Consider the following 23,918-nt stretch of genomic DNA (forward strand, 5'->3'; position numbering starts at 1 on the left):
CCTCGAACGTCCTAACCGGTTCGGTAGCACTGGCTGACAGCGATTCATCGGAGCGACGACGCTCCACTACTGACGGAAAAGCGTACGCGAAGACCATTCATTCTTCGATTCTGATTACTCACACATCAATGTATCATCTCACATATCGTGTTTCATGCCGCTTAGAGCGTGTACTATTCGTAATGACAGATGGGTTATGTGCCGAGGTGCTTTGTACGATCGCGCCCAATAGAGATGTGTCGTGAGTAACGATCCCACAGACATTTCCGGACTTCCCGAGGATCTCGGAATCGGGGAGGACCTCGATCGATCTGAACAGCGCGTCTCGATCCGCGTCGACACTCGTCGCTACGGGAAGGCAGTGACTATCGTCGAAGGATTCGACTCATCGTCCGCCGATCTCACGGAGATTGCATCGACACTGAAGCATTCGCTTGCAGTCGGTGGCACCGTGACCGACGATCGTATCGAACTGCAGGGCGAGCATGGAGACCGACTGCGGCAGATTCTTCGAGAAGAAGGATTCGAGATTGAATGAAAAACGGCGTGCGGTCAGCGGATTATCCTGCCTCTGAAGATGCTTTGTCTCGCCATACCATCTTGTGATATTACACAAATACGTCTGTCATTTCACTCATCACACTCCGAACTGCCCATCGTCTCGTAGACGGGTGTTCGATGTCGACGATCCCACTCGACTCTCTTTCATTTTTTGATAGTGAGTGGTATGTAGATAACAGATCCATCCTTGTCGAATCGCGTATGATTCTAATAGTGAGGTGAGTGGGTGGAATAAAAGAGGTCTTTAACGCAAAGGTAGCTATGATAACCGCCACAATAAACAACCTCGTATGATGAGACGCAGAACGTTTCTCGGAGCAGTCAGCTTTGCTGTCACAACACTCTCTGGCTGTCTCTCTCTGACGAAGAGTGATGAAGAGTCGTCATCTACCAGCTTGTCTCGATCTAAGAATAATACGACATCAGATAGTTCTGTCGAACGTAATTCAACAAACACCACATCCACCAAGGCGTCCCCTGCTCCTCCGACAGCTACGACGGACACGAACGATTCCACCGAACAGATCGCTAACGGTGAACGGAGAGAACTCACGATCGGTGACGAAGCATCGTCTCACAATCAGTCACGATCGTCGTACAGGGTAACGCTCTCGAATCCGACCGATACCGCATGGACGACAACGCTCATTATCCGAATGTCTCCTTCATCAAAGGAGAGCAGCCCTACCGATATGACTCGCCTCAAAGAGACGTACAACCTCGACGCAGAGGCTTCGGTCGATATTTCTCTTATCGATCCCGAGCAGTACACTATCGTCGCGACGATCCCTAAAGCAGGAGCGTCGGCGACGGCCGATGTCACGCCCGCACAATCTGGTTGCCAACACTCTTCGACGAAAATCACAGTTCAGGAAGGTGGATCGCTCAACGTACAGACCGTATCGAAGCAAGTACCCTGTTCAATTGATAAGTAGTCGTAGTGTGTTGTTCTCTGAATTCAGTTCGGATCCAGACCAAGAGACACGACTGTTTGATGATCGAAAGCGTTGAATCTCAGACTGCTATCCTTCCATCCCACTGAAGGAGAGACCGCCTTCGATATAGCGTTGTGCCACCAAATACACGAGCATGATCGGTGTCGCAAACGTGAGCGCGAATGCCGAAAAGCGCGCCCACGGGATGGAGTACTCGCTAACGAGCGAGAACAGCCCAACGGGGAGCGTATAGTTCTCTGTGCCGAGCAGCGTCTGAGCGACGACGAACTCTGTCCATCCAGTGAGGAACGTGAAGATGAACACCGTTGCGAGTCCAGCAGCCGACAGCGGTAGAATGACCTCGACGACGATTCGCCACGGCGGCGCACCGTCAACGACTGCTGCCTCTTCGTACGCCACCGGGATGCCATCCATATACGTCTTCAACAACCACGTGTTGAACGGGACTGCCGTCGCCGCGTAGTAGACCGACAGTGCAAGCTTGCTGTCGTTGATGCCGAGCTGCACGTAGACAGCGTACAAACCGATCAACAACGCGATACCGAGCCCACCGCCGACTTGTGTCAGTAACACGTACAAGAACAGTATCTTCCGACGGAAGATGAACGTCTTGCGCGAGAGTGCGTACGCTGCTGGCACAACGAGGCACATGGCGATGATCACGGTCGGGATCGCAACCGTGATGCTGTTCCACAGGAAGTGTTTGAAGTTAGACGGATTTTCGACACCGTAGTGAGCAGCATCGAGTATGACGAACGACGGTGTGTTGAATACGACCGCAAGATTAGTGAGCGGGATGTTCACCGAGATGGTGTACGCCGGGATGATGAGATCTCCGATCACCCAGACGAACGCCTGAAGCGTCGGATCGTCCGGAACAAGGGTGAGTCCTCCCGAGGAATAGATCGACCCACCAGAACTGGACAGTGCGGCCATGAGAATCCAGTAGATCGGGAACAGTAGCGCCAACACCAACACGAGCGCGCCCGTCGTTGCTATAAGCGTCCGCAGTGGATCGATGGGCGAACGCTCACCCCGCCTGATGGCAGCGATCGTGTATCTGACGCTCCGACCCGTATCGATCGTCGAATACGCGATTGCCGCCGTGTTTGTTTTCACCGCTCGACCGGCGTTTCGAAGAAGGCGCATCATTCTGAGACACCCTCGGCGAGCCGTCCGCGCTTGACGTTCAGCCACATGAACGCGCCGATGAAAACGACTGCAATGAGGCTGATTGCCGCACCGCGTCCGTATTTCGAGAACGAGAACGCCTCACGGTAGCCGTACACAACGATTAGTTCGTTCGCTCGAGCAGGACCACCCTGATTGAACACATACGGGATGAGAAACTGCTGGAACGACGCTGCAGCTGTCAGAATCGACGCGAACAGCACTGGTCGTTTGATCGACGGCAGTGTGATGTGCAGAAACCGCGCGAAATAGCTCGCACCGTCAACCTTCGCCGCTTCGTGCAGTTCTTCAGGGACATCCTGCAGAGCGCTCACAGTGATGATGACCATGAACGGGTAGGCGAGCCACGCCTCCGTGACGTTGTACGCGAAAAAGGCCGTCCATCGCTGAGACAACCACGAGATGGATTCGCTACCGAACGTCCCAAGAAGCTGATTGGCGAGACCGAACTGAGCGGAACTGAAGATCCCGCGCCACACCGTGATCGTGAAGATCGCGGGAAGTCCCATCGGGAGAATGATGAACGACCGCATGACTCGTTTGCCGCGCACGCGGTCATTAGTCAACACTAGCGCGATACCGATACTCAGTCCGATCTTCAGCGTGACACTCGTGGCGACAAACAGCCACGTGACACCGAACGAGTTCCAGAACATGGGATCGGAGAGAACGAGGATGTAGTTCTCGATCCCGACGATACTCGCCTCTCCGAACGTGAGGACCGAGAGAATGCCATCGCCAGCGTAGAGAGTCGTCGGATCAGCGTTTGTGAACGAAATCCCGACGAGATACACCACTGGAAACAACATGAACGCCGCAAACACGAACAGTCCTGGCAGAACGAACAGCAAGGAAACGTCTCGCTCGTCGAGAAACGGGACCTCCCCTATTCGGCGTGCAGCGCGTGAAAGCGTACTCATACTGGGAACTACTTCCAATTACTACGGATCGTCTTCGCAGCTTGATCCAACGCTGCCTTCGCATTGGCATCCCCATTGAACGCTTTGATGAGCGCGGGTTCCATCGCCGACCAGACCTCGTTCATCTTCGGATGAGTCGGCATCGGTGTTCCCTGCTTGACTGTTTGTGAGAACGCCTGGACAGCGTTCGGAAGCTTATCACTCCCGACCAGATCTGCGAGAACCGGGATGGATCCCTGTTCCTTTGCGAGTGTGAGGATATGATCTTCGTTCGTAACGTACCACTCGACGAACGAACGCGCGGCTGCGGCATCAGCAGTGTCTTTTTCCATGCCTTTCGAGAAATACCACATGTTGATACCAGTGTAGGGTGTGGCCGTCCCGCCGTTTGGTGTCGGGAGGCGCGTGACCTCGTAGTTCACACCTTTCTCGTTGAGCGTCGAGAGATACCACGGGCCATTGATGGCGAACGCGGCGTTACCCTCGGCGAAAACGGCGGCTTGTGGTTCGTACGTCGGATCGTTGGCCATGTACGGTTTGAAGTTCTTGAGTGCGAATTCGAGACCCTGAACGGTCTTTGGACGATTGACACCGAGCATCGGATCCTTGCTCGAATCAAAGTAGTAGCCGCCGAACGCTTGGAGCCACGCGCTGGTGAAGTACGGGTCGAACGGATAACTCAACCCGTACTTGTCGTTGCCTGGATCGTGGTGCTCTTTCATCGTTGAGACCATATCGGCGACCGTTTTCGGTGGCTTGTCCACGATATCGGTGTTGTAGATCAGCGTCACCGTCTCGGCCGCGTGTGGAAGCCCGACGACGTTGTCCTCGAACTGAATGGCCTCGGCAGCCGCACTCGTAAACACATCGAGGTTCACATCAAGCTGATCGCTCTGGTCGACAACGAAATCACGCTGAACGTAGTCACCCACCCAATCGTGTGCCCACTCGAAGATTTGAGGACCCTGCCCCGCAGGAATCGCGCTGTTCGTTTTCTTTTCTAAATCAGAGATGTCGGCCCCTTTGATCGTGTGTTGGGATTGACCGTTGAACGCCTCGATAACGCTTTTTCGCGCCGAAATCTCTGACTCCGAAAGTGAGTACCACGCTTTCGCCGACCCGGCAGGGCCGTTATCACCTGTTTTCGTTCCGGACTGGGTGCCACCTCCGTCACCGTCAGTTCCGGAATCCTGTTGTTGTACGTCGAGACAGCCCGCAAACGCCGCAATAGCGCTCGCACCACCGATGTGCTTCAACACGTCTCTGCGATTCATTGTCATGCGTGAATATTAGATGAAACAGTTTTTCACACCTTAAATCCTTCGGAGATCACACGTCATATTGTCATCGTAAGGGCGTTGTGGAGCGGCCGGTCTTGACTGCGATCGTGCTGGGACTGACGTCGGTTGCATCGGTCGCACGAGGTCGAATGAGAAGAAAGACTATGAAATCATACTTCCCAAATTCATCGAATGGGGCAAGAGCTATATTCTATCATCCGTAGCCTTTGGCAGATGGCAACAGTAACGCTCGATTCATTGCGAAAGGAGTTCGACAGTGGGCGCATTGTCGCGGTTGAGGACCTTTCTTTGCAGGTCGAAGACGGCGAGTTCGTCACGGTCGTCGGGCCGTCAGGCTGTGGAAAATCGACAACACTTCGGATGATTGCAGGATTAGAACAGCCGACATCTGGACGGGTGCTGATCGGCGATACGGATGTCACCGAGACGTCCGCGCGTCACCGTGATGTGGCGATGGTGTTTCAAAATTACGCGCTCTACCCTCACAAGACAGTCCGGCAAAACATGGCGTTTGGTCTGCGGATGAGCACAGATCTCGATACGGACGAGCGAAACGAGAAAGTCGACGAAACAGCGGCGATGATGGGGATCGAGGAGCTCCTCGAAGATCGGCCATCGGAACTCTCTGGTGGACAGAAACAGCGGGTCGCACTCGGGCGTGCGATCGTTCGTGAGCCAGACGTGTTCTTATTCGATGAACCGCTGAGCAACCTCGATGCAAAGCTACGGACGACCATGCGCACCGAGATCCAACGCTTACAGGAGGAGCTCGGGACCACGGCTATCTACGTGACCCACGACCAGGAGGAGGCGATGACGATGGGCGACCGTCTTGCGATCATGAACAACGGCATCCTCCAGCAAACCGGCGCACCAACGGATGTGTACGTGCGTCCGAAAAACGAGTTCGTCGGTGGCTTCGTCGGCTCGCCGTCGATGAACATGCTCGATGTGAGTATCGAGCGGGTATCGGACGGAATCTCTCTCATCTGCGAGGAGCAGTTCGAGTACACACTGAACGGCGAATCCGCACACCAGATCGCTCAGACAGACCTATCGACGGCCAGACTCGGCATCCGTCCCGAGAACGTCACTGTTGTCGAGGATGGAATCGAGACGACGGTCGAGGTTGTCGAACCTGTCGGGAGTGATAACTATCTGTATTTGGACCTCGGGCCGGAGTTCATTGCTCGAGTTGACGCCGGAATCGAGCCAGAGATGGGTGATGTGATTGACGTGACGTTCGACGAGTCAGACGTTCACCTGTTCGATACAAGTGGTGAATCGCTGTTAACGGAAGCCACCCTGACAGCCTGAGGCTTACCCGTCTGCCGTCACTGGCTGTTCTTCGAGCAGATCGTACTCGTCCATCAGGGCGATTGTTGCTGTTCGCAGCGCGTGTGGCCACCCGAGCGGCGTCGCGCTGTCGGGTGTGCCGTCGTCGAAGACCTGCTCAGGGAGGTACCCGGTGTCGAGTGAGAGTGGTCCGCTTGGGAGAATGAGCGCGAGAAGCTCCCGTGCCGTTTCTGCTAGACGATCTGCGCGCTCGTCTCCATGGTCTGTGAGCACTGCGGCGAGTGACGCAGCGGCGTGGGCGCCCCACGCTGTCGACACGGTCCATATTTTTTCGTGTGGCTGCTCGCGCTGTCGCCACCGATCTCCCTCGTACCGGACAAGCCCGGAGACAGCGCTTCCATCGTGCCACAGTTCGTCGATAACTTGTTCGACGTGCGAAACGAGTCGGTCGAGTCGATCTGCGTCTATATCTCCGATTCGGGCGTACGCTCGGTGGGCGTTTGCGAGGGCAAGCGTGGCCGAATCACAGCGTTCATCGAGTGTGCCCCGCTTTTCGTGTCCGTCACCATACTCACGCAGCGCGTAGATACCGCGCTCGTCGACCCAGAGATCGTCTATCGCTTCATACACCGTGTCCGCACGCTCTGTTGCGCGCTCAGTGAGATCGGCGGTGTTGCTCGCGGCCGACGCCGCGTACGCCTCCAGAAAGACAGCAGCGGTGTGCCCAAAGCGTCCGGACATGTCCTCCCACGCGTTCTGGCACGTGACCGGTCGGCCGTCGTCTGCAAGCGCATCGTCGAGTCCGTCGAGTGCGCGCTCTAATACGTCACCCCGATCGGTACACTGGCCGATGAACGCCGTAACGCTCGCCGTTTGATCGGCTTGATACTCGTTGCCGATACCTTCTATCCGACTGTTGGCCCATCCGGGAGCCAACGTGGTGTCGAACGACCAGACGCGGTGGGGCCACGAACCATCGTCGAGTTGTGTCTCTGCGTAGGCAGCGCCACTGCGGGTGTGCCAATCACCGAGTCCGAGATCGAACTGTCGGTCTGCATCGAAGAGAAACCGCGATATCTCGGCATCGTCGCGGAACCACGAGTAGCCATACCCGCCCGAATGTGCGTAGTAGGGGTCGAACTCTGGACCGGCGATGCGCAGACCCGACCGGCCAGTCAGCAGTGAGAGAACACGGAGGTCGGTCGCGATCGCGTCTGCGTGAGGAAGGTCGGAACTGACCGATCGCTCGGTTTGCTTTTTTGCTGCGTGTTCGAGCGCACCACCGTCGTACGCCGTGGCCGTCCGGACGGTATCGAGCGCCGCTTTTCGTGATTTCGTCGCCCGTGTTGTCAGCAACGTCGTCACCGTCGCTTTTCCCTCAGACGTTGGAATGACACAGAGACTATCGCCGCTCAACAGATCCTCATCATACGATTTCTCCGGCTCTGCTCGCGGGTATTCAGTGGGCGTCTCATCGAGAAGCTCCGCGAAGCCACCGAAGGCAGACCCACGAACCCTCTCGAAACCGGTTGCGCTCGCGAGGTAGTCGGTTTCCGAGGCGTGATACACCTCGATCGCATCGTCGTGGTGCAGTTGTCCGATGCGCGTGTTCCGACCATCTGGCGCGAATCCGATGACAGCCACCAGCGCAAGCGAGGCGTCTGCTCCGTTCGTATCAAAATGGGTGACGTGGATATTCTCGAGCGTGAGATCGTACTGCGTTACTGTGCCGTACTCCGTTTCGTGATCAGTCACAACGAGCGCAGTGTCTTCGTGATACCGTTGGCGATTGCTCTGTGTGTCGAACCACGCTGTCTGAGATTCCAGTTCCTCAACGCTGGAATCGACAGGCCGAACACCGAACCGAGATCGGGCGATTCCGGTCAATCCAAACACTGGATAGCTGAAATCCCGGATCGATCCATCCTCGTCAACGTGAATGAGACGCCCATCGTAGCCGGAAAAGCGACCCGTTCGTGTTCGCCGCTCACCCGGAAATCGCGTGCGGTCATCTCGATGGCGCTTGTAGTCGTCTAGCGCATCACGTAGTTGCATTGAGAAGGCGTTCGACTTCAGGCGATAATAAATTTGGTGTAATTGTTTTTCACACACTCATTCAAAAGCGAAACGGTCAAAGGTGACACTCGCAACCGTGCGTGTATGCATCACCCGGGGCCCCCCCGATTTCTCCACGTCGGTGAGTCGATCGAACTGGCACCGCGCTCTCCTGACGTGTCAGGGACGTACGCGTGGCGAGTTGTCGATAAGCCAGACGGGAGCACAGTGACAGTCGAGGACAGAGAGGAACGGAGTTCCTCAGGCAGCCAGACACAGTCTGGCGACAGAGAGAGGCCGAAGGCCCCTCAAGCAGCCGGCACAGCCGGCGACATCACCGAGCAAAGCTCGGTTAGCAGCCAGACACAGTCTGGCGACTGCGCGGTTGTCCATTTCACGCCGGACGTTTCAGGTGTGTACCGTGTTGAACTTGCTGCCCCCGACGGGACACACACCCAGACGATACGCGCGTTTCCGGATCCACGCCGCGAGGCTCGCTTCAGCGTGGCCGCTGAGGATGTCGATATAGATCGTGCTGCCGTCGATCATGTCGCTGTTATCGGTCAGTTCAATGATTTCACGATGGGAACCCACCGAGCGGAGTGGCGCGGGGACGAGTGGGTTCTCGACACGATGCTCCCACCGGGGACACACGAGGCTATTTTTGCACTTGATGACGAGTTCGACCCATACGCCACGAGTAAGATCACTGTCGAGGGCGCTGGGCGACCCCGCGTTCGTCTCGATGGACACCGCGAGGGAAGTGATGTCGTCGTTACCGCGACAGCACAGGCTGCACCGGAAGGGAGCGATCCAAGCGTCGAGTTTTATCTCGATGACCGTACTTCCCTCACGGCTTCGAATGTCGTCATTCAGGACGATACGCTTCGTGTGTCGGTCGATTCGCTCTCGGAACTGACGCGCATCCACGCCGTCCCCGTCGCAGAACAGCACGGCATCGCGGATACGCTCGCGCTCTGTCCCAAAGGCGGAGGTGAGTTCTCGTTCGAACGTCCGGCCGATCCACCAGCGTGGGTGGAATCGGCCACCATCTACGAGATCTTCGTTCGCACGTTCGCCGGCACGGCCGAGACGACGTTCGAAGCGATCGAACGCCGCGTTCCGTATCTCGAATCGCTCGGCATTGATGTCGTTTGGTTCACCCCGGTCTGTGAGAGCCCAACTAAACATGGCTATCACATCACTGACCTGTTCGAGACGGCTTCGGATCTCGGCACCCACGATGAGTTCGTGTCGTTGATCGACCGGCTCCACGAGTCCGACATCAAGGTCATCTTCGATCTCGTTATCAACCACACTTCACGGGATCATCCTGCCTTCCACCTCCACCGGGCGGACGTTCCGGCGTACGCCGATCACTACGAACGCATTCCTACCACGCAGGACACGACAGAGATCGAGTGGGCTGGCGATGATGCTCCCGGTCACTACTTCACGTGGACGAGGATTCCGAACGTGAATTACGATTCTCTTGCTGTCCGCGAGTGGATGCTCGACGTGATCGATCACTGGGCACCACTCGTCGATGGCTTTCGGTGTGATGTGGCATGGGGCGTCCCCCACGGCTTCTGGAAGGAAGTCCGCGAGCGCATGAAAGCGCGTGACCCCGACTTCGTACTGTTGGACGAGACTGTTCCTCGTGACGCTGCCTTCCGTGAAAACGAGTTCGACCTCCACTACGACACCGATCTGTACAGCACACTACGTGATATTGGTACTGGTGAGAAACCAGCAACTGCCCTGTTCGATGCGCTCTGTGCGTCCCAGCGTCACGGCTATCCCGACGAGGCGAATCACATGCGCTACATCGAAAACCACGACGAGGAACGCTATGCGACCGCATGCGAGGCTGGTAGCCTGCGACCCGCCGTGGCCGCGACGTTCACGCTGCCCGGCGTGCCGATGATATACTCCGGGCAGGAACGCGGTGTCCCGGAGCAACGCGGACCGATGCGATGGTACGACGGTGACGCCGATCTGACCGCGTTCCACCGTCGGCTCATCGAACTCCGTTCCGAACAGCCGGCTCTCCGTGGAACCGGTGTCGAACCCGTCGAATGCAACACTGAGACCGGCGATTCCGACCGAGTCGTTGCGTACAAGCGTGCGAGTCAGAACGAGACGCGCATCGTCGTCCTGAATTTCGGAGCCATCCCGGTGACGGTGGCACTCGATCGAACCATCGAACCCGTGAACCTACTCGACGGGACGGACGTGAGCTGTGATGCTGGCGTTCGAATCGACGACGTGGGTGTCTTTCGAACTCGTTGAGTAATCCGGCATAAGACACTCTCTATCGATCGAAACAGTCTGATTCGAGGATGAACTCCCTATCCGATGGATTAATATTTCAGCAGCGGAACCTGTGAATATCATGGGAGATACACGTGGCCCGGATGCACCGAGCCGAGAGACCTCCCAGGAACGGTCCCCATTCGGTAACGAACTCATGCGGCTCAAACGTCGAGGGTGCTGTATCCTCGTAACAGGTCGGAGCAGCGTCCACGTTCGTGCTGCCCAATCCCGCCAGCTGTTCGGTGCTGTCGACGAACCTCGACGGCGCATACTGACCCTCATCGATGCGACCCCCTCGGAAACGTCCCAGTACTTTCCGGACGGTATCACACAGTCACACTCGGATGTGACTGTGCTCGACTACACCGAAACCGTACAGGACACGACGAGGGTTGCGGGTAAGTCACGGTCGCAGTCATCGTCATCTCAGTCGGATGACCCTTCGATGACTGGACTCGGCGCAACGCTCTGTGATCCGATCGGAGCTGCTATTCGGAACGAACAAACGGAGCCTGGCGAACTTCGAGTCGGTGTCGCAACGCTCGATGCAATCGTTGTCTCCGATGGTCGTTCGGCAACGCGTGCGTTCGTCGAAGCAGTGCGTGCTGACATTTTAGCCGCGAACGGAATGGGGCACTTTCATCTTCCTGGCTCGGTTGATCCCGAAACACTCGACGCACTGGCTCCTGTCATCGATATCCACCTCGAACTCCGAGAATCTCGACCCCACATCCCCGAACATCGCTGGCACCTGCTTGATACGGACCGCTCGACTGACTGGATCCCACTCTAACATGTGTACTTCATCCCATACCACGGCTGTGCGCGTCGAATCACAGTCCGGAGAACATCCTGCTCTTGCTCTGATTGATGATATTCAGGGTGTGAGCGCCCGGCTGTCAACCAGCTCCGTCTGTCACCCGACACGCTGTTCGACTGACTCATTTCTTTTCCCTGTCGATACGGCTTACGAGCTCTCTCCAACCGTCTTCTGGACGCATCAGCTCAATCCGATCATGGTGCGAAATCGGGAGAACACCTTCAACACCGATATCACGAACCGCGAAACTGCGGATCTTCCGTACGGGAGCTACTCTGTCGATCTCTGCTCGCTCGGACTGAAGGTGTATCTCTCCGTTCAGGGTGAAATAGAGATCATTCCTGACGAGGATCGAGGTCGTGTGATCGACTGTTCGACCGCCGAATCGGTGCGGATTGGGGTGCGCTCGTTCCACGAATCTCCATCCGGGACGGTGACGACGACCGACCAACCCCGCGACGTGATGCGCGCGCTCTCCTGTCTCGGATCAGCACTCAAGACCACTACCTGTGAACGGTCCTATCCGACGCTGCGAGGACATCCCCCACTGATCGAACGCGGCGAACGGTTTCAAGCTCCATCGGGTCTCGAACGGACTGACGAGACGGCAAGCGTTCGTATCGAGGTACCACCGACGCTCGAATCGCTCTATCCGCTCGCACCGCTTGCGTACTATCTGAACGCTGTCGTTCGACCCGGCGAGACGCCCCGTCTCGTTGCTGGCGATGCCACCTACTCTCTCGATCGGGGCGCGGGCATGGAGTCCGGAGTGGCTCAAATCCTCAAACACATCTTCACGCTCGATTGCATTACTCGGACAGAGGGTCTCTATCCGCTCTCCCTCGGCGAGCGTGAGGTTTTCGAAACCCATCTCGAAGATGCCGGATACGACGAGATCGATTTTGCTGCAATCTACGAGCAACCGCTCGCCGAGCAGCTACAGAGCTACTTCTCGATCTCGTTCGATGTGGTTGAGGAGGTTGTGCCACGCTGGCCGCTCACCGCCGACGTACGACCGGTGCCAAAGTACCTCCCGTTTCTCCCGTTCGTCGTTGCGAGCCTCGGAACGGTGCGGTGTCTCCCAACGAGTAGTCCACGGCCAACGGCCTCAGTTACACCAGCGATTGAAGAGTTCTGTCGAAACCGGGATGCTCGGGTCGCCAACGGCGACTTTACGCGTGCGATGCCGATCTCGCGGGAGAGACAAACAAGATCGTCTGACGATACGTCCGACCTCCCAGCTGACATCTACAGGCCGCCCGCGTCGGATAGTATCTCACAGATCTGGCTCGCCGATGGTTATCCGGTTCGAGCCGCTAAGCCGACGCTTGACGCGTTCCAGCGCCGGTTCGACGCGACCCCAGTTGACGGGTACGAGGTGGCCGTCGTCAGTAACGATACGGCGATGCAGGCAGAATCGGATGTCGTTGAACTGTACGAACAGCAAGATCAGATCGCGTTCGGAGTGACGATGCACGAAGAACTATCGAAACAGGCACTTCGAGGTGTGCTCACCGATGATTACGATCTCGTTCACTACGTGGGTCACGTCGACGGGAAAGGACTCCAGTGCACTGATGGATGGCTGGACACCCACACGCTCGAAACGGTCAGTACTCGGATGTTCGTACTCAATGGCTGTCGCTCCTATGTGCAGGGGAAAGGTCTGGTCGATGCTGGTGCGATCGGTGGCCTATGCACGCTCACGGACGTGGATAACGTATCCGCAACCCGTATCGGACGCACAGTTGCACGACTGATCAACACAGGATTCAGCCTCGGCGGTGCCCTTGATCTCATCAGCGAGGATTCTCTTATCGGACGGCAGTATACAATCGTCGGCGATCCCGGCACGGCGATCTTCCAAAATCCTGAAGATACACCAATTCTCACCGAAATTACGTACGCACCGGACGATGAAGTCATTGTGGACCTCTATGGCTATCCATCAATCCGGTCCCAAATAGGGATGCTCTACGTTCCGAGCGTTGGCAATACGGATATGTACTACCTCAATTGTGGCCATATGACCACTATTAATACCACTCATTCAGCAGTAACCGAAGATCTTCAACATGGACGCCACCCTGTTCGGGTCGATGGATCACTCTTGTGGAACAATGAAATTCCTGACGAATTTCTTGAGTAATTTGTAGAAAGTGTCAGGTCAAAATGTTCAATTCGAACTCGTATGGTCTACGGAATGATTACGGATACGTACTGAGCAACTACGGGCCACCGATAGTGTGACCATCAGTATCGCAGGTTAGTTCTGGGTGCTTTGCCGTGGTTGTCGTGATTGTATCGAACATCACATTTCTAACGACGAGATATTTGACAAAATATTTATTTAATCATTTTAAATAGAAACGTGTCGGATTAGAAGGAGAGGGACTGGTCTGTATCGATAGCAACGTCGTTACCAGACCGATACTCACGATATCTATATGAAACTAGCGTGAGCGATCATCGCAGCTTTGAGGCTTCGTCGCCGGAACAGCCAAACACGCCACTGAGTAATGCGCTCAGAAGGATCGTTCGAACGACGAGAAGTCCAGTGAGCTCTGCGGGATGATCGTTTTCGGACTGCACATCCCGTGTAGATGAGATCTCACGCTCTCGTGAGCGCGTAAAGTATTGCAGCCACTCCCCCTAAGTGTGCGGCGGTAACTACCAGCAGAATTTCTGCGTCGGTCGCTGCTGTTAGTATCGCTAATGCGTGCTGTGCGATGAACGGAACAGCGGTCAGGAGGACAATACCGACAGCGAGATACAGCATCGGCTGGCTCTCGTTGCGCTGATAGCCACGCACAGCTTGGTATGCGACGAATAGCCCGGCAGCAGCGGTGATCGCGGCGACAGCGAAGATGAGCAGCTCCGTGTTCGAACCGAACTCCGAGAGTTGCAGTACGCTCATTTTTTCACCCGATCCGATCGATCGTCGTCTCTTCCTGTCTGGGGAGAGCGTGCAATCCCGTAGATCGCATAGAGCATGGCCCCGAGCCCGAGCAGTTTACTCGTGTTCGCGGCGACCGATCGTCCGACCATCGAAACGGGAGTCAGGTTCGTCAACACCAGTTGGATCACGATCGGTCCGGTCGTGAGTAACACCAGTCCGATCGCAAGCGAGAGCCGAGCAGGGTCCCGGTTACGGAGATAGCCACGGAACACCAGATACGCAACCACGAGCGAGAGCGCTGCGGTCGTGAACAGCCCGAGAAGTACGAGAACAACGATGAACGGCGAACCACCGATTGCGGTTTGAAGAACTGGATACATGCTATCGTAACCCCTCGAAAAGGTCGGTGAACCGATCGGCGGCGTCTTTTGGCCGGTGTGTGACTTCGAGTTCGAACGCGCCATCGACCAGTTCGATCGTGATCCGTTCGAGACGTGCGCTGTACGTTTTATAATGATGTCCATCCCGATCGAGCTGCAACTGCTCAGCGAGGAGATCGTACTCTTGCAGACGCTCGATGCGTCGGTAGATGGTCGAAACTGACGCGTCACACGCATCGCTCAATTCGGAAGCCGACATGACTTGGTCGCTCGTGTGAAGGAGAATCGCATGGGCGTACTCGTCTTCGAGGAGCGCAGCGATCTCCCGGACATCGCTCTCCTCAGCCATTTCGAAACGGGAACCACCCGGGTCTGCATTTCAAAGGTAGTTCAGTTACAGCACGCGCGTCCATGCAATCGTTGTACCGCCATTCACCGGTTATCGACTTAAACGAAGGGTATCGTTGTCGGATGTCGCCTCCGAATCTTAGCGTAACGGTCGATTCGCGTGTCCTTGAACTACTTTGCTGAAAGGAGTCGTCGTCAACATCGAAGAGTCCGGTTGTACTCACGGTTGCGAAAATAGGCGTCGGTCCAGCCGACAACGATCAGGTTCCGATGGGACTGGCTCGGTCACCCTGCGTGATTGTTCGGTCGCTCCGGTACCGGTAGCTGTCGAGTGCCGCGCTTGGGATGGGACCCTCGCTCGCTCTATCTTCGAGGAGCATCAACATATAGTACTATGAAAGTAATTACTCGTTTTGAGGATACACATCAGCAGTGACAAAAAGATAAATATTATTACATTATCTTTTCTCGACTATCGCTGGCATCATTCAACAAGGTGGAGTGATAGTCGAGAAGATAGTACTTGTTTTCTTGTTCAGTCACGTCCGGAGACGAACGCATGTGCTACTATCTAACGCAATGGTGCATCTCTGAGCGCTGTACAAACAAGATGACACCGACCAGCTATTCGGCCTATTGTCGCTATTGTGGTTGTAAAACACGACATAGCGTCGATTGTTGAAATGCACATCAGACTGTTCTGACTGCTCAGCCTGAGATCGGATTACGACTGGCTCACGTAAACAGTCGAATCACTCTGTGTGCTTTTCTATTCTTCTGAGTGTACTCTGAAACTATCATTGTTACTTCTGTTTGATTCTATCTTGTGACCAAGCGATTCATCGTTGATGAATGAGCGAGTCGACATGTGTTGCTTGCGTAGTGCCGAATAGTGCGACTAACTTCATAGACCAGTTGTGATCGTTCAATATCGTTCGGCCATACAAGTATAAAATAATGAATATTGGCTTTGGGTGTCCTGCTTATTGCTAATTTGACTGTGTAATCAATTTTGACTAACACGATACGCTTGAGTGGTTCTCCAGCCACTGGCGATCGTATTGAAGTGATGTCGGCTACTGCAGCACGTTCATTCAAAAAAGCACTCTGCACGGTTGTTCAGGCATTCACTACGATGGCTCGTCGAGATCAGCGAAACCGAGGGGTTAGAGAATGAGCGAAACGATCGCTAGCACAATGAAAATGAGGATGAGTATGTATGCAATCCTCATTGTGAGCCCTGCGATACCGCGCGCACCGACGACGTACGCTATAATTGCAAGAATGATGAAGACGACTGCGAGGGAGGCGAACGATCCACCCCCCATTTGGAGCGCAGGACCGAAGACGGAGGCAGCAGAGAACAGCGGGATCGTCATTGTCCGATTCCCCACGACGTTACTGGCTTCTGTTGGCAAATATTGTCTACAACACTAACAAGACTCTGTAAACTAACCATATATCTAATTACTGTCTTCCAGTATATTACTTTTGTGGATCCATTCGATATACAGACATTACAATCGTCCCACGATCATTGTCCCGCAACTGTCGATATCCGACAGTCTCACACCATAAGCCACTCGGACGATGTATCGTGCCAACGGTTGCGGTCCATTACAAACGTATGCTTGTAACAGCAAGCCGTTTATTTATACAAACGGCCTCTTGATTAGGTACGAGTAGGATCTCGGTCAGAAGAGCAATCAACGCGGCGTTCGACGCTCGGATTTGATCAATACTGTCTAACGGTCAGCGTTCTCATCGCGCCATGCTCCCCCGAAAAGGTACGATACAACATCTCTATCGGAGCCGTTGATCACTCGCTGGAGAATCACACTCCTGTCCTCGCATCTCGACGAACCAAACAGATCGAGTTTACTGGATCAAATTGAGTGACGATCCGTGTAGCGCATTTCGTAATCCAGTCCAACGCTCCTGAATGGGTGGACATTCGAGACACTATCCCCGTAGCTTCTCCGAAAGGGCAGCGTAGTGATACACTGAAATGCTGGAACGTGGTGACTTCCCCGCGAACTGTCGTGCGATGCTGACACCGAACCCCGTTGAGCGCGAATAGTCGACGACGCTTCGGTAATTAGCTGCCGGTACAGAACAACAGAAATTTCAGATGTAATTAATATTCGGAATCGTGATCAGAGATACTTTGAAAGCAGCGGTCTTACCAATCGGTGCTGAGAAAGAGCCGATACTAATGCACGACCTACATCCACTACTCGAAACAATATCTCTCCTCAGTCATGACTGACTCACCGGTGATGATGGTTCAGGCGACGGAGCAGGCAAGTAGCCGTCCAGATAGTCACTCGCCACGCTGTTGTGCATCGTATCAAACAGTGGTGCTGCGATGAGTTCAGACGACAACATTCGAGAAGCGATCGATCGCGCTCGCAGCGGCGCACCCGCTGCCGGAGAAGCGGTTCGTGATCGATTCTCGGCAGACGAGATTTTTCAACGAATCGTCGCAAGTGCAGACTCCGAGATGGAGTCTGGTGGTCGGGAACTCTTTTTTAGTGGTTTGGCTGCTGGCTTTGCGATCACGCTTACTTTCTTAGCCCACGCAGTGTTCACTGCGGCGTTTCATACACCTGCACTCAATGCCATCCTCTACCCGATCGGCTTCATCTACATTATTCTCGGTCGGTACCAACTCTACACCGAGAATACGCTTCCACCAGTCACACTCGTGCTGACGCGATTGGCCAGCATTCCTCTTTTATTGGAGGTATGGACTATCGTACTGCTCGGCAACGTTCTTGGCGCAACTGTTGGGGTAATCGTGCTCGCTTACACCAGCGTGTTATCACCAGAAGCTGCACACGCAGGTGCCGAATTTGCGACGAAAGGGATACAACTCGGATGGTGGGATGTGTTCTTCAAAGCGATTTTCGCTGGGTGGATTGTCGCGGGGGTTGTGTGGCTCGACCACGCTGCGCGTGATACTATCACACGTCTCGTGCTCATCTACATCGCGTTTTACACGATCTCAGCCGTTGATCTGTATCACGTCGTCGTGACTGCGTGTGATGCGCTCTATCTCGTTTTAGTCAGCAACACTGGTTTGATACCTATCTTCGTTGACTTCTGGCTGCCGGTCTTACTCGGTAACACGATTGGCGGTGTCTTTCTCGTAGCCCTCGTGAATTACGCACAAACGAGCGAACGCCGGTTCCCGGAGTATGAGACACGCGGACCAGAGCTCAACCTCTCTGAGTGGATTTTTGGTCACCACGCAGGGCGACAACGTGCTGCCAAGGAATCGAACGAGACGAACGAGAATTCTGAGGAATGAGACAATCGACAGAGCTGTGTCTGTTTGAGACGAATCTCGACTCCGCGTTGTCATCGCTCGTTTCGTACTGGCTCTTTGGAAACTCGATTTGGAATCCGGATCACAGTAAAAATATTTGCACTCTATTTAGACAGTAGACTGGATGCCCTGTCTGATGGCTGTGACAGTCCTAGCCGGCACTCTCGACCAGCGTTGTACATCACGATAAGTGACGGATGAGGGAGAACCCAGCGTTCGAGACAGCGTGGTACATTACTTCATAGCGGATAGAGTGGACAACGCGGATTGACTGACACACATTCTAAGTCTCGTCCCAGTGGATGCTACTGGAATACGCAAGCCGCATAACTCCAGTGTGTTGGTCCGTGATTGTTCGAACCGTGCTCCGCGCTCGATCGATATGCAGGACCGTTCACTATCGACAGTAACCGAACTAATTCCTAGTCGATCGGTAGTATGTGGGTATTTATTTTTAACAATTTATGCCGAAAGTGCTGATTCTAGTGCGGGACGATCAATTCGATCGAAGAACACGAAGGCCGGTGCATTGTCTCTAAATCAACTAAGTTGATGAGTACTGTTTCAACGACTGGATGATAATTTCATAGCGATCGTGATTCATCACAATCCAAACAACAAGAATCGATTTGTTCGACAGAATCGACGGCAGTCAACTTCGGATTCACCCCGATTAGCAACGAGACAGCGCAGCCTCCTCCTCTTCCAAGATAGCTATTCGTTTGTGCTATGCTATGCTACGCTGCGCTATTCCAGATTCCCTTTCGAATCCCAGATCTCGGTCATCAAATCGACAAACACCGACGTTCGGAGAGAGTAGCCGTCTTCATCTGTTGCGTCGGGATCTATATCCACGATCTGAGAGATGAATTCGTCGTTGTAGGACATCTCATCGAGTGTGTCTCGCACATCGAACGTGAACGTTCCATCTTCTTCGGTGTCAAGCCAACTGACAACTTGTGCGTGATCGTCGTATTCGATCGTATACGTCTCTCCACCGACCAACTCGTGGATATCGGAGAGTTCACCGATTACCTCCCAGCCGTTTGCGCTCTCTACTGAGAGTATCCCATCTTCGATCCGCGTCTCATACCGTTTCATGCCGAAAAGCAACCGTGCGACGCTCTTAATTGCAGCGGTCGTTTCAATACCGTCCCACGATCCGTTTCACCATCGCGTCCTTTTGCCAGCGGCCCTGTCGAAACCAGAGGTATTCTCTCTAAATCGGACGGTCGTGAACAGTTAAGTGCTGTCGTGTTGGTGTTCTTCCATGCGCATACTGTATCTCGATTGTGATTCGCTGCGACCTGATCATCTCGGCTGTTACGGGTATGACCGCGAAACGTCGCCGTCTATCGACCGTGTTGCCAGTGAAGGACGCCTCTTTCGAAACTACTACGTCTCAGATGCACCGTGTCTTCCATCGCGGACCGCATTCTTCACAGGCCGATTTGGGATTCACACGGGCGTTGTCAACCACTCAGGTATCAACGCCGACATCCGGCACCGTGGCCAAAAGCGTGGGACGTCGACAGACGGCACATACCGGACGTTCCCGATGACACTTTCACAGGCGGGCTATCGCACAGCGCTCGTGAGTCCGTTTCCGACTCGTCACGGCGCTTGGCACATCCTCGACGGTTTCGAGGAGTGGCACGACACTGGTCGAAGCGGTCGAGAACGAGCGGACGAAGTCTATCCGCACGCGGCGGAATGGCTGCAGTCGCATGCGACTGAAGAAGACTGGTATCTCCATGTCAACTTCTGGGATCCACACACTCCATACGACACGCCGTTGGAGTATGGCACCCCGTTCGAAGACGATCCCACTCCGGAGTGGCCCACTGAGGAGCGCATTGCCGAGCAGTACGAGAGCTACGGGCCACACAGTGCTCACGATCTACACCACGGCTATCTGACCGGAAACGGGCCAGACGATCTCGAACGGACTCCCGACGAGATCGCTTCCCGTGCGGACTTTGGGCGGTGGATCGACGCATACGACACGGGAATTCGGTATATGGACGAGTATATCGGGAAGCTCTTTGACCTTCTGGACGAAAACGGCGTTTTCGAGGAGACGTTAATCGTCGTTTCAGCGGATCACGGTGAAAGTCAGGGTGAGCTAAACGTCTACGGCGATCATCAGGCAGCAGATGAGGCGACCTGTCGGATCCCACTGCTCGTCTGTGGACCGGGTGTCGAATCTGGCGTCGACAGCAGTCTCCATTACCACCTGGATTTCGCACCGACGCTCGCCGACCTGGCTGGTGTCGACGCACCTCCTGCGTGGGACGGACAATCGTTCGCACGCTCCATCACAGACGGAGCCGACACCGGCCGTGCGTTCCTCGTCACCGGACAAGGCGCGTGGGCCTGTCAGCGTGGCGTCCGCTGGGATGACTGGCTCCTTCTCCGGACGTACCACGATGGATGGAAGGACTTTGAGGCAGTCGAACTCTACAATCTCGCGGACGATCCGCACGAGACCGAGAATCTGGTCGATGAGCGTCCCGGTGTGGTCGCAGACGGGATGGCACTGCTCCAGCAGTGGCACAGCCGACGCCAACTAGAAGCGTCCGTCGGGCGCAACGGTGGTAATCCCGATGCGCCCCGCGGTCTCGTCGATCCGCTGTTTGAGGAGATAAGAGAAGGCGGCCCGACGTATCTCCGTGGAAACATTGAGGCGTATACTACGCGTCTGCGTGAGACTGGTCGCACCGAACACGCCGAAACGATCGAGCAACGCGATGGCCTTGTTGATCAGGACGAACACCTCATCTGACTAGATTTCTTTTTCACACGGCTCCGGTGGCGGTGCCAGCTCCCCCGAGATTGTGTCTCTCTGTTGTGATCTTTGCGTCTAGTTTCTCCACTACAGCCACACCGCGTGCAGTGATCGAAGATAACTGCAACGATATATTCGCTCACTGATGTGAATCATCTTCCTCTCGGAGGTGACAAAGAACTACCGTGCTGGGTGATATCGGTGATAGATAGTCTGTGGCAAGCGCATGAATGTAATGTATGTATGGGAAGTTACATTCGGGTGCGGATCGATCGTGGACAATCGAAGTCACACTGGACGACTGGTTCAAAAAGTCATTATTTTGCTAAATTGAGTAGAGTCACAATGATCAATTTGTGCCCAGTACACATTCTCATCTAGCTAAGCGAGTACATCGATAGAATTAGTGATGCGATCGGCGGGTGACTCACAGCGTTTCTCGAGAAGCGGATCAGACGATTCGATAGCGTGGTATTATAGTCGTAAACATATTCACCATTGAAATGATACTGCTTGCCGTCCCATCGTAACCAATGTCAGATACAACTGATGTCGCCATCGTCGGCGGCGGCCCAGCAGGACTGAGTGCGGCGTTGTTCACCGCGAAAAATGGCCTCAATACCGTCGTGTTCGACACAGATGAGACATGGCTGCACAAGGCACATCTGTTCAACTATCTCGGCATCGAGAGCGTTGATGGCTCTGCATTCATGGAAACGGCTCGCACGCAGGTCGACGAGTTCGGCGTCGATCGGTTGCAAAATGAACTGGTGACGCGTGTCGAGAACGGTGAAAATGGTTTCACTGTTGTAAGCGACGGAAACAGCTATCTGGCTGACTACGTCGTGCTTTCGACTGGTGCACGACGTGATCTTGCTGAGAACCTCGGCTGTGATTTTACAGACGATGGGATCGTTGACGTGTCTGTCACGATGGAAACCACAGTTGCGGACGCCTATGCAACAGGGGCAATGGTACGCGCTGAAGAGTGGGAAGCGATTATTTCGGCAGGCGACGGAGCGGCCGCCGCACTCAACATTCTCACGAAAGAGAAAGGAGACCACTTCCACGACTTCGATGTGCCCGCTGACGCCGAGTAACCTCCTCCGGTCGAACCAGAACAGCGATTGCTAGCCGCTCTCTCTGGTTCGTGGAACGCCGAGTCGGCCCTCCAGTGTGATCTGTATGATGTCGGTCTCATTTTCACGGCTAGCGCCACCACGACAGCGAACCATCACGTCCCATGACGCGTGATTTATCCGGCTGTGATGGGTATCCTTGCGTATGTCTCCTGTGACCTACAGCTGTACCTGTGGTGCAACCCTTCAGTTTAAGCAGGATCTCACGAAGGAGCAGGCCGACATCTACCCGACATGGAAGTGTAGACACTGTGGCACTCCGGTTCCGGGCATAACTGCCGAACAAATCAAACACCAACACCCCTCGTAGACAGCGATTGCTGGACACTTCCAACATGGTCAGAACTGCTGTCGATGAGGTCCTTGAAGCCATCACGATCGAGCACCACTACATCACCCAGACAGCAATGACCTCAATTAGGTAAGGGCTGCATATCAGGGCCAAGTTCGGTGACGTACTGACCGTCGCTTCGCACCGATTGAGCAACAGGACCCGACACTTCGGAGAGTGTCATTATCTGCTCGGTAGCTGTCGACCGACCGAGTAACGGTTCGATGGATGCGGTGTCGATACAGCATCGAAAACCGATTTCGGATCGCTGGTCCGTAGCCAATGCCACCCTGTTCTCGCACACAGCGACGCGGTCCGCCGCCGACTGAGTTGTGGTGTCCGAGAGAGCACGTCGTAGTCGTATGCACGAATCAGCCGATGGTAGTCAGCATAGAGTACTGCCGCGAGTAGCACGGCAAATTGACAATCGTGTGGGAGATATTTGATTCCCGACGTTCCATCTTCATAGAGCGACTCGGCCCGGCTGAGTTCCGTCTGCATGACGGCTGCGAATCGTTCGTCCATTCGAAGTGACTCGATCTGCTCGTTCGAGACGCCATGTGTCTCAAGCGTCGCCTGAGGGAGGTAAATGCGATCGTACTGACGGACATCCTCCCGGACGTCACGCAGAAAGTTCGTGAGTTGGAACGCTTCTCCAAGCGCCGTTGCATGCGGTATCGCCTGCTCGAAGTCGTCCGGATCCATCACTGCGGTCATCATCCGACCGACTGCAGCAGCCGATCCGTCCATATACGCGTTGAGGTCTGCGTATGTCTCGTATCGCTGTTTCGTGATATCAGTCGCCATCGCATCGATAAACGCGTTTACATCCTCGCTGGCAATGTCGTACTCCTCCCGTAGCTCGGAGAATGCCGCTACGACTGACCTGTCGCTCTCGCGTTCGCCGAGTGCCGCTGTGCGAAGCCGTTCCAGTTGTGCCCGTTGTCGTGCTGGTGGATCTCCATCCGGATCGTCGACAATTTCATCAGCGATCCGAAAAAACGCGTACAATACGTATGTCGCGTGGCGAACGCGCTGTGGAAATAGACGCGTTGCGACGTGAAACGTGGCTCCTGTTCGCTGCTGAATTGTCTTACTTTGCCTGAGTTGTGTGGTGTCTACCATATCGATGGGCCTCCTGTTCGGTGCACCGCGTGACTCTGTCTGTGGGTTCGCATCTACGCTGGCGCCACTGTACCGCAACTGGTCCGAATATCGGATCGTCTCTCGATTCATTCTCAGTCCGTTCGATGCGACTGGCTGTCTACTATAGCAAGGGTCGACAG

Annotated in this window: 20 protein-coding genes; 9 read left to right on the plus strand and 11 right to left on the minus strand. The window is 54.8% G+C overall.

Annotation, left to right across the window (positions count from 1 at the left end):
- The first annotated feature begins 241 nt into the window (after positions 1–241).
- Both yciH and MW898_RS04515 read left to right on the plus strand, forming a co-directional pair.
- Positions 242–538 carry a stress response translation initiation inhibitor YciH gene (gene yciH / locus MW898_RS04510; RefSeq protein WP_368409127.1) on the plus strand — a complete coding sequence of 99 codons (297 nt, stop codon included), beginning with the start codon at positions 242–244 and terminating at the stop codon, positions 536–538.
- A gap of 313 nt (positions 539–851) precedes the next feature.
- Positions 852–1,496 carry a hypothetical protein gene (locus tag MW898_RS04515; RefSeq protein ID WP_248904943.1) on the plus strand — a complete coding sequence of 215 codons (645 nt, stop codon included), beginning with the start codon at positions 852–854 and terminating at the stop codon, positions 1,494–1,496.
- A gap of 87 nt (positions 1,497–1,583) precedes the next feature.
- On the opposite strand, the gene MW898_RS04520 is transcribed toward MW898_RS04515, so the two are convergent.
- From MW898_RS04520 to MW898_RS04530, 3 genes are read right to left on the minus strand one after another with little or no spacing between them, the layout of a single operon-like run.
- The gene (locus MW898_RS04520) at positions 1,584–2,666 is read right to left on the minus strand and encodes a sugar ABC transporter permease (protein ID WP_248904946.1); all 1,083 of its coding nucleotides are present in this window, start codon (positions 2,664–2,666) and stop codon (positions 1,584–1,586) included.
- Positions 2,666–3,628 carry a carbohydrate ABC transporter permease gene (locus MW898_RS04525; protein ID WP_248904948.1) on the minus strand — a complete coding sequence of 321 codons (963 nt, stop codon included), beginning with the start codon at positions 3,626–3,628 and terminating at the stop codon, positions 2,666–2,668. Before MW898_RS04525 ends, MW898_RS04520 begins: the two co-directional genes overlap by 1 nt.
- 8 nt (positions 3,629–3,636) lie before the next feature.
- Positions 3,637–4,908 carry a substrate-binding domain-containing protein gene (locus tag MW898_RS04530; protein WP_248904950.1) on the minus strand — a complete coding sequence of 424 codons (1,272 nt, stop codon included), beginning with the start codon at positions 4,906–4,908 and terminating at the stop codon, positions 3,637–3,639.
- A 234-nt stretch (positions 4,909–5,142) separates the two neighbouring features.
- Between MW898_RS04530 and MW898_RS04535 the strand changes: the two genes are divergently transcribed.
- The gene (locus tag MW898_RS04535) at positions 5,143–6,246 is read left to right on the plus strand and encodes an ABC transporter ATP-binding protein (RefSeq protein WP_248904952.1); all 1,104 of its coding nucleotides are present in this window, start codon (positions 5,143–5,145) and stop codon (positions 6,244–6,246) included.
- Positions 6,247–6,249: 3 nt separating this feature from the next.
- On the opposite strand, the gene MW898_RS04540 is transcribed toward MW898_RS04535, so the two are convergent.
- Positions 6,250–8,280, minus strand: a complete 2,031-nt coding sequence (locus tag MW898_RS04540) for a DUF7997 domain-containing protein (protein ID WP_248904954.1) — start codon at positions 8,278–8,280, stop codon at positions 6,250–6,252.
- A gap of 105 nt (positions 8,281–8,385) precedes the next feature.
- Between MW898_RS04540 and MW898_RS04545 the strand changes: the two genes are divergently transcribed.
- The 3 genes from MW898_RS04545 to MW898_RS04555 all read left to right on the plus strand — a co-directional run bounded on the left by MW898_RS04545 (position 8,386) and on the right by MW898_RS04555 (position 13,565).
- Positions 8,386–10,572 (plus strand): alpha-amylase family glycosyl hydrolase, encoded by a 2,187-nt coding sequence (locus MW898_RS04545; protein WP_248904956.1) that lies wholly within the window; start codon positions 8,386–8,388, stop codon positions 10,570–10,572.
- A gap of 103 nt (positions 10,573–10,675) precedes the next feature.
- Positions 10,676–11,389, plus strand: coding sequence for a DUF7504 family protein (locus MW898_RS04550; RefSeq protein WP_248904958.1), 714 nt, complete (start codon positions 10,676–10,678; stop codon positions 11,387–11,389).
- A gap of 28 nt (positions 11,390–11,417) precedes the next feature.
- On the plus strand, positions 11,418–13,565 hold the full coding sequence (locus MW898_RS04555) for a hypothetical protein (protein WP_248904960.1): 2,148 nt from the start codon (positions 11,418–11,420) through the stop codon (positions 13,563–13,565).
- Positions 13,566–13,882: 317 nt separating this feature from the next.
- Here the strand turns inward: MW898_RS04555 and MW898_RS25465 are convergent, their stop codons facing one another.
- The 5 genes from MW898_RS25465 to MW898_RS04575 form a co-directional block, all read right to left on the minus strand.
- Positions 13,883–14,008 carry a hypothetical protein gene (locus MW898_RS25465; protein ID WP_264383100.1) on the minus strand — a complete coding sequence of 42 codons (126 nt, stop codon included), beginning with the start codon at positions 14,006–14,008 and terminating at the stop codon, positions 13,883–13,885.
- A 19-nt stretch (positions 14,009–14,027) separates the two neighbouring features.
- On the minus strand, positions 14,028–14,333 hold the full coding sequence (locus tag MW898_RS04560; protein ID WP_248904962.1) for a DUF7521 family protein: 306 nt from the start codon (positions 14,331–14,333) through the stop codon (positions 14,028–14,030).
- Positions 14,330–14,695 (minus strand): DUF7521 family protein, encoded by a 366-nt coding sequence (locus MW898_RS04565; protein WP_248904965.1) that lies wholly within the window; start codon positions 14,693–14,695, stop codon positions 14,330–14,332. The genes MW898_RS04560 and MW898_RS04565 overlap by 4 nt, the downstream gene beginning before the upstream one ends.
- Before the next feature lies 1 nt (position 14,696).
- Positions 14,697–15,044, minus strand: a complete 348-nt coding sequence (locus tag MW898_RS04570) for a helix-turn-helix domain-containing protein (protein ID WP_248904967.1) — start codon at positions 15,042–15,044, stop codon at positions 14,697–14,699.
- A gap of 1,165 nt (positions 15,045–16,209) precedes the next feature.
- Positions 16,210–16,422: a DUF1328 domain-containing protein gene (locus tag MW898_RS04575; protein WP_248904969.1), complete on the minus strand. Its 213-nt coding sequence runs from the start codon at positions 16,420–16,422 to the stop codon at positions 16,210–16,212.
- 989 nt (positions 16,423–17,411) lie between these two features.
- Here MW898_RS04575 and MW898_RS04580 point away from each other — a divergent pair.
- Positions 17,412–18,356 carry a formate/nitrite transporter family protein gene (locus MW898_RS04580; RefSeq protein ID WP_248904971.1) on the plus strand — a complete coding sequence of 315 codons (945 nt, stop codon included), beginning with the start codon at positions 17,412–17,414 and terminating at the stop codon, positions 18,354–18,356.
- 765 nt (positions 18,357–19,121) lie between these two features.
- Here the strand turns inward: MW898_RS04580 and MW898_RS04585 are convergent.
- Complete coding sequence (locus MW898_RS04585; protein WP_248904973.1) at positions 19,122–19,475, minus strand: hypothetical protein; 354 nt, start codon at positions 19,473–19,475, stop codon at positions 19,122–19,124.
- A gap of 169 nt (positions 19,476–19,644) precedes the next feature.
- Between MW898_RS04585 and MW898_RS04590 the strand changes: the two genes are divergently transcribed.
- Positions 19,645–21,159, plus strand: a complete 1,515-nt coding sequence (locus MW898_RS04590) for a sulfatase family protein (protein ID WP_248904975.1) — start codon at positions 19,645–19,647, stop codon at positions 21,157–21,159.
- A 536-nt stretch (positions 21,160–21,695) separates the two neighbouring features.
- Positions 21,696–22,262: an NAD(P)/FAD-dependent oxidoreductase gene (locus tag MW898_RS04595; protein WP_248904978.1), complete on the plus strand. Its 567-nt coding sequence runs from the start codon at positions 21,696–21,698 to the stop codon at positions 22,260–22,262.
- 553 nt (positions 22,263–22,815) lie between these two features.
- Here the strand turns inward: MW898_RS04595 and MW898_RS04600 are convergent.
- Complete coding sequence (locus MW898_RS04600) at positions 22,816–23,757, minus strand: phytoene/squalene synthase family protein (protein WP_248904981.1); 942 nt, start codon at positions 23,755–23,757, stop codon at positions 22,816–22,818.
- Positions 23,758–23,918 lie beyond the last annotated feature (161 nt).

This window comes from Halocatena marina (assembly GCF_023276375.1).
In the GTDB taxonomy this organism is placed as follows: domain Archaea; phylum Halobacteriota; class Halobacteria; order Halobacteriales; family Haloarculaceae; genus Halocatena; species Halocatena marina.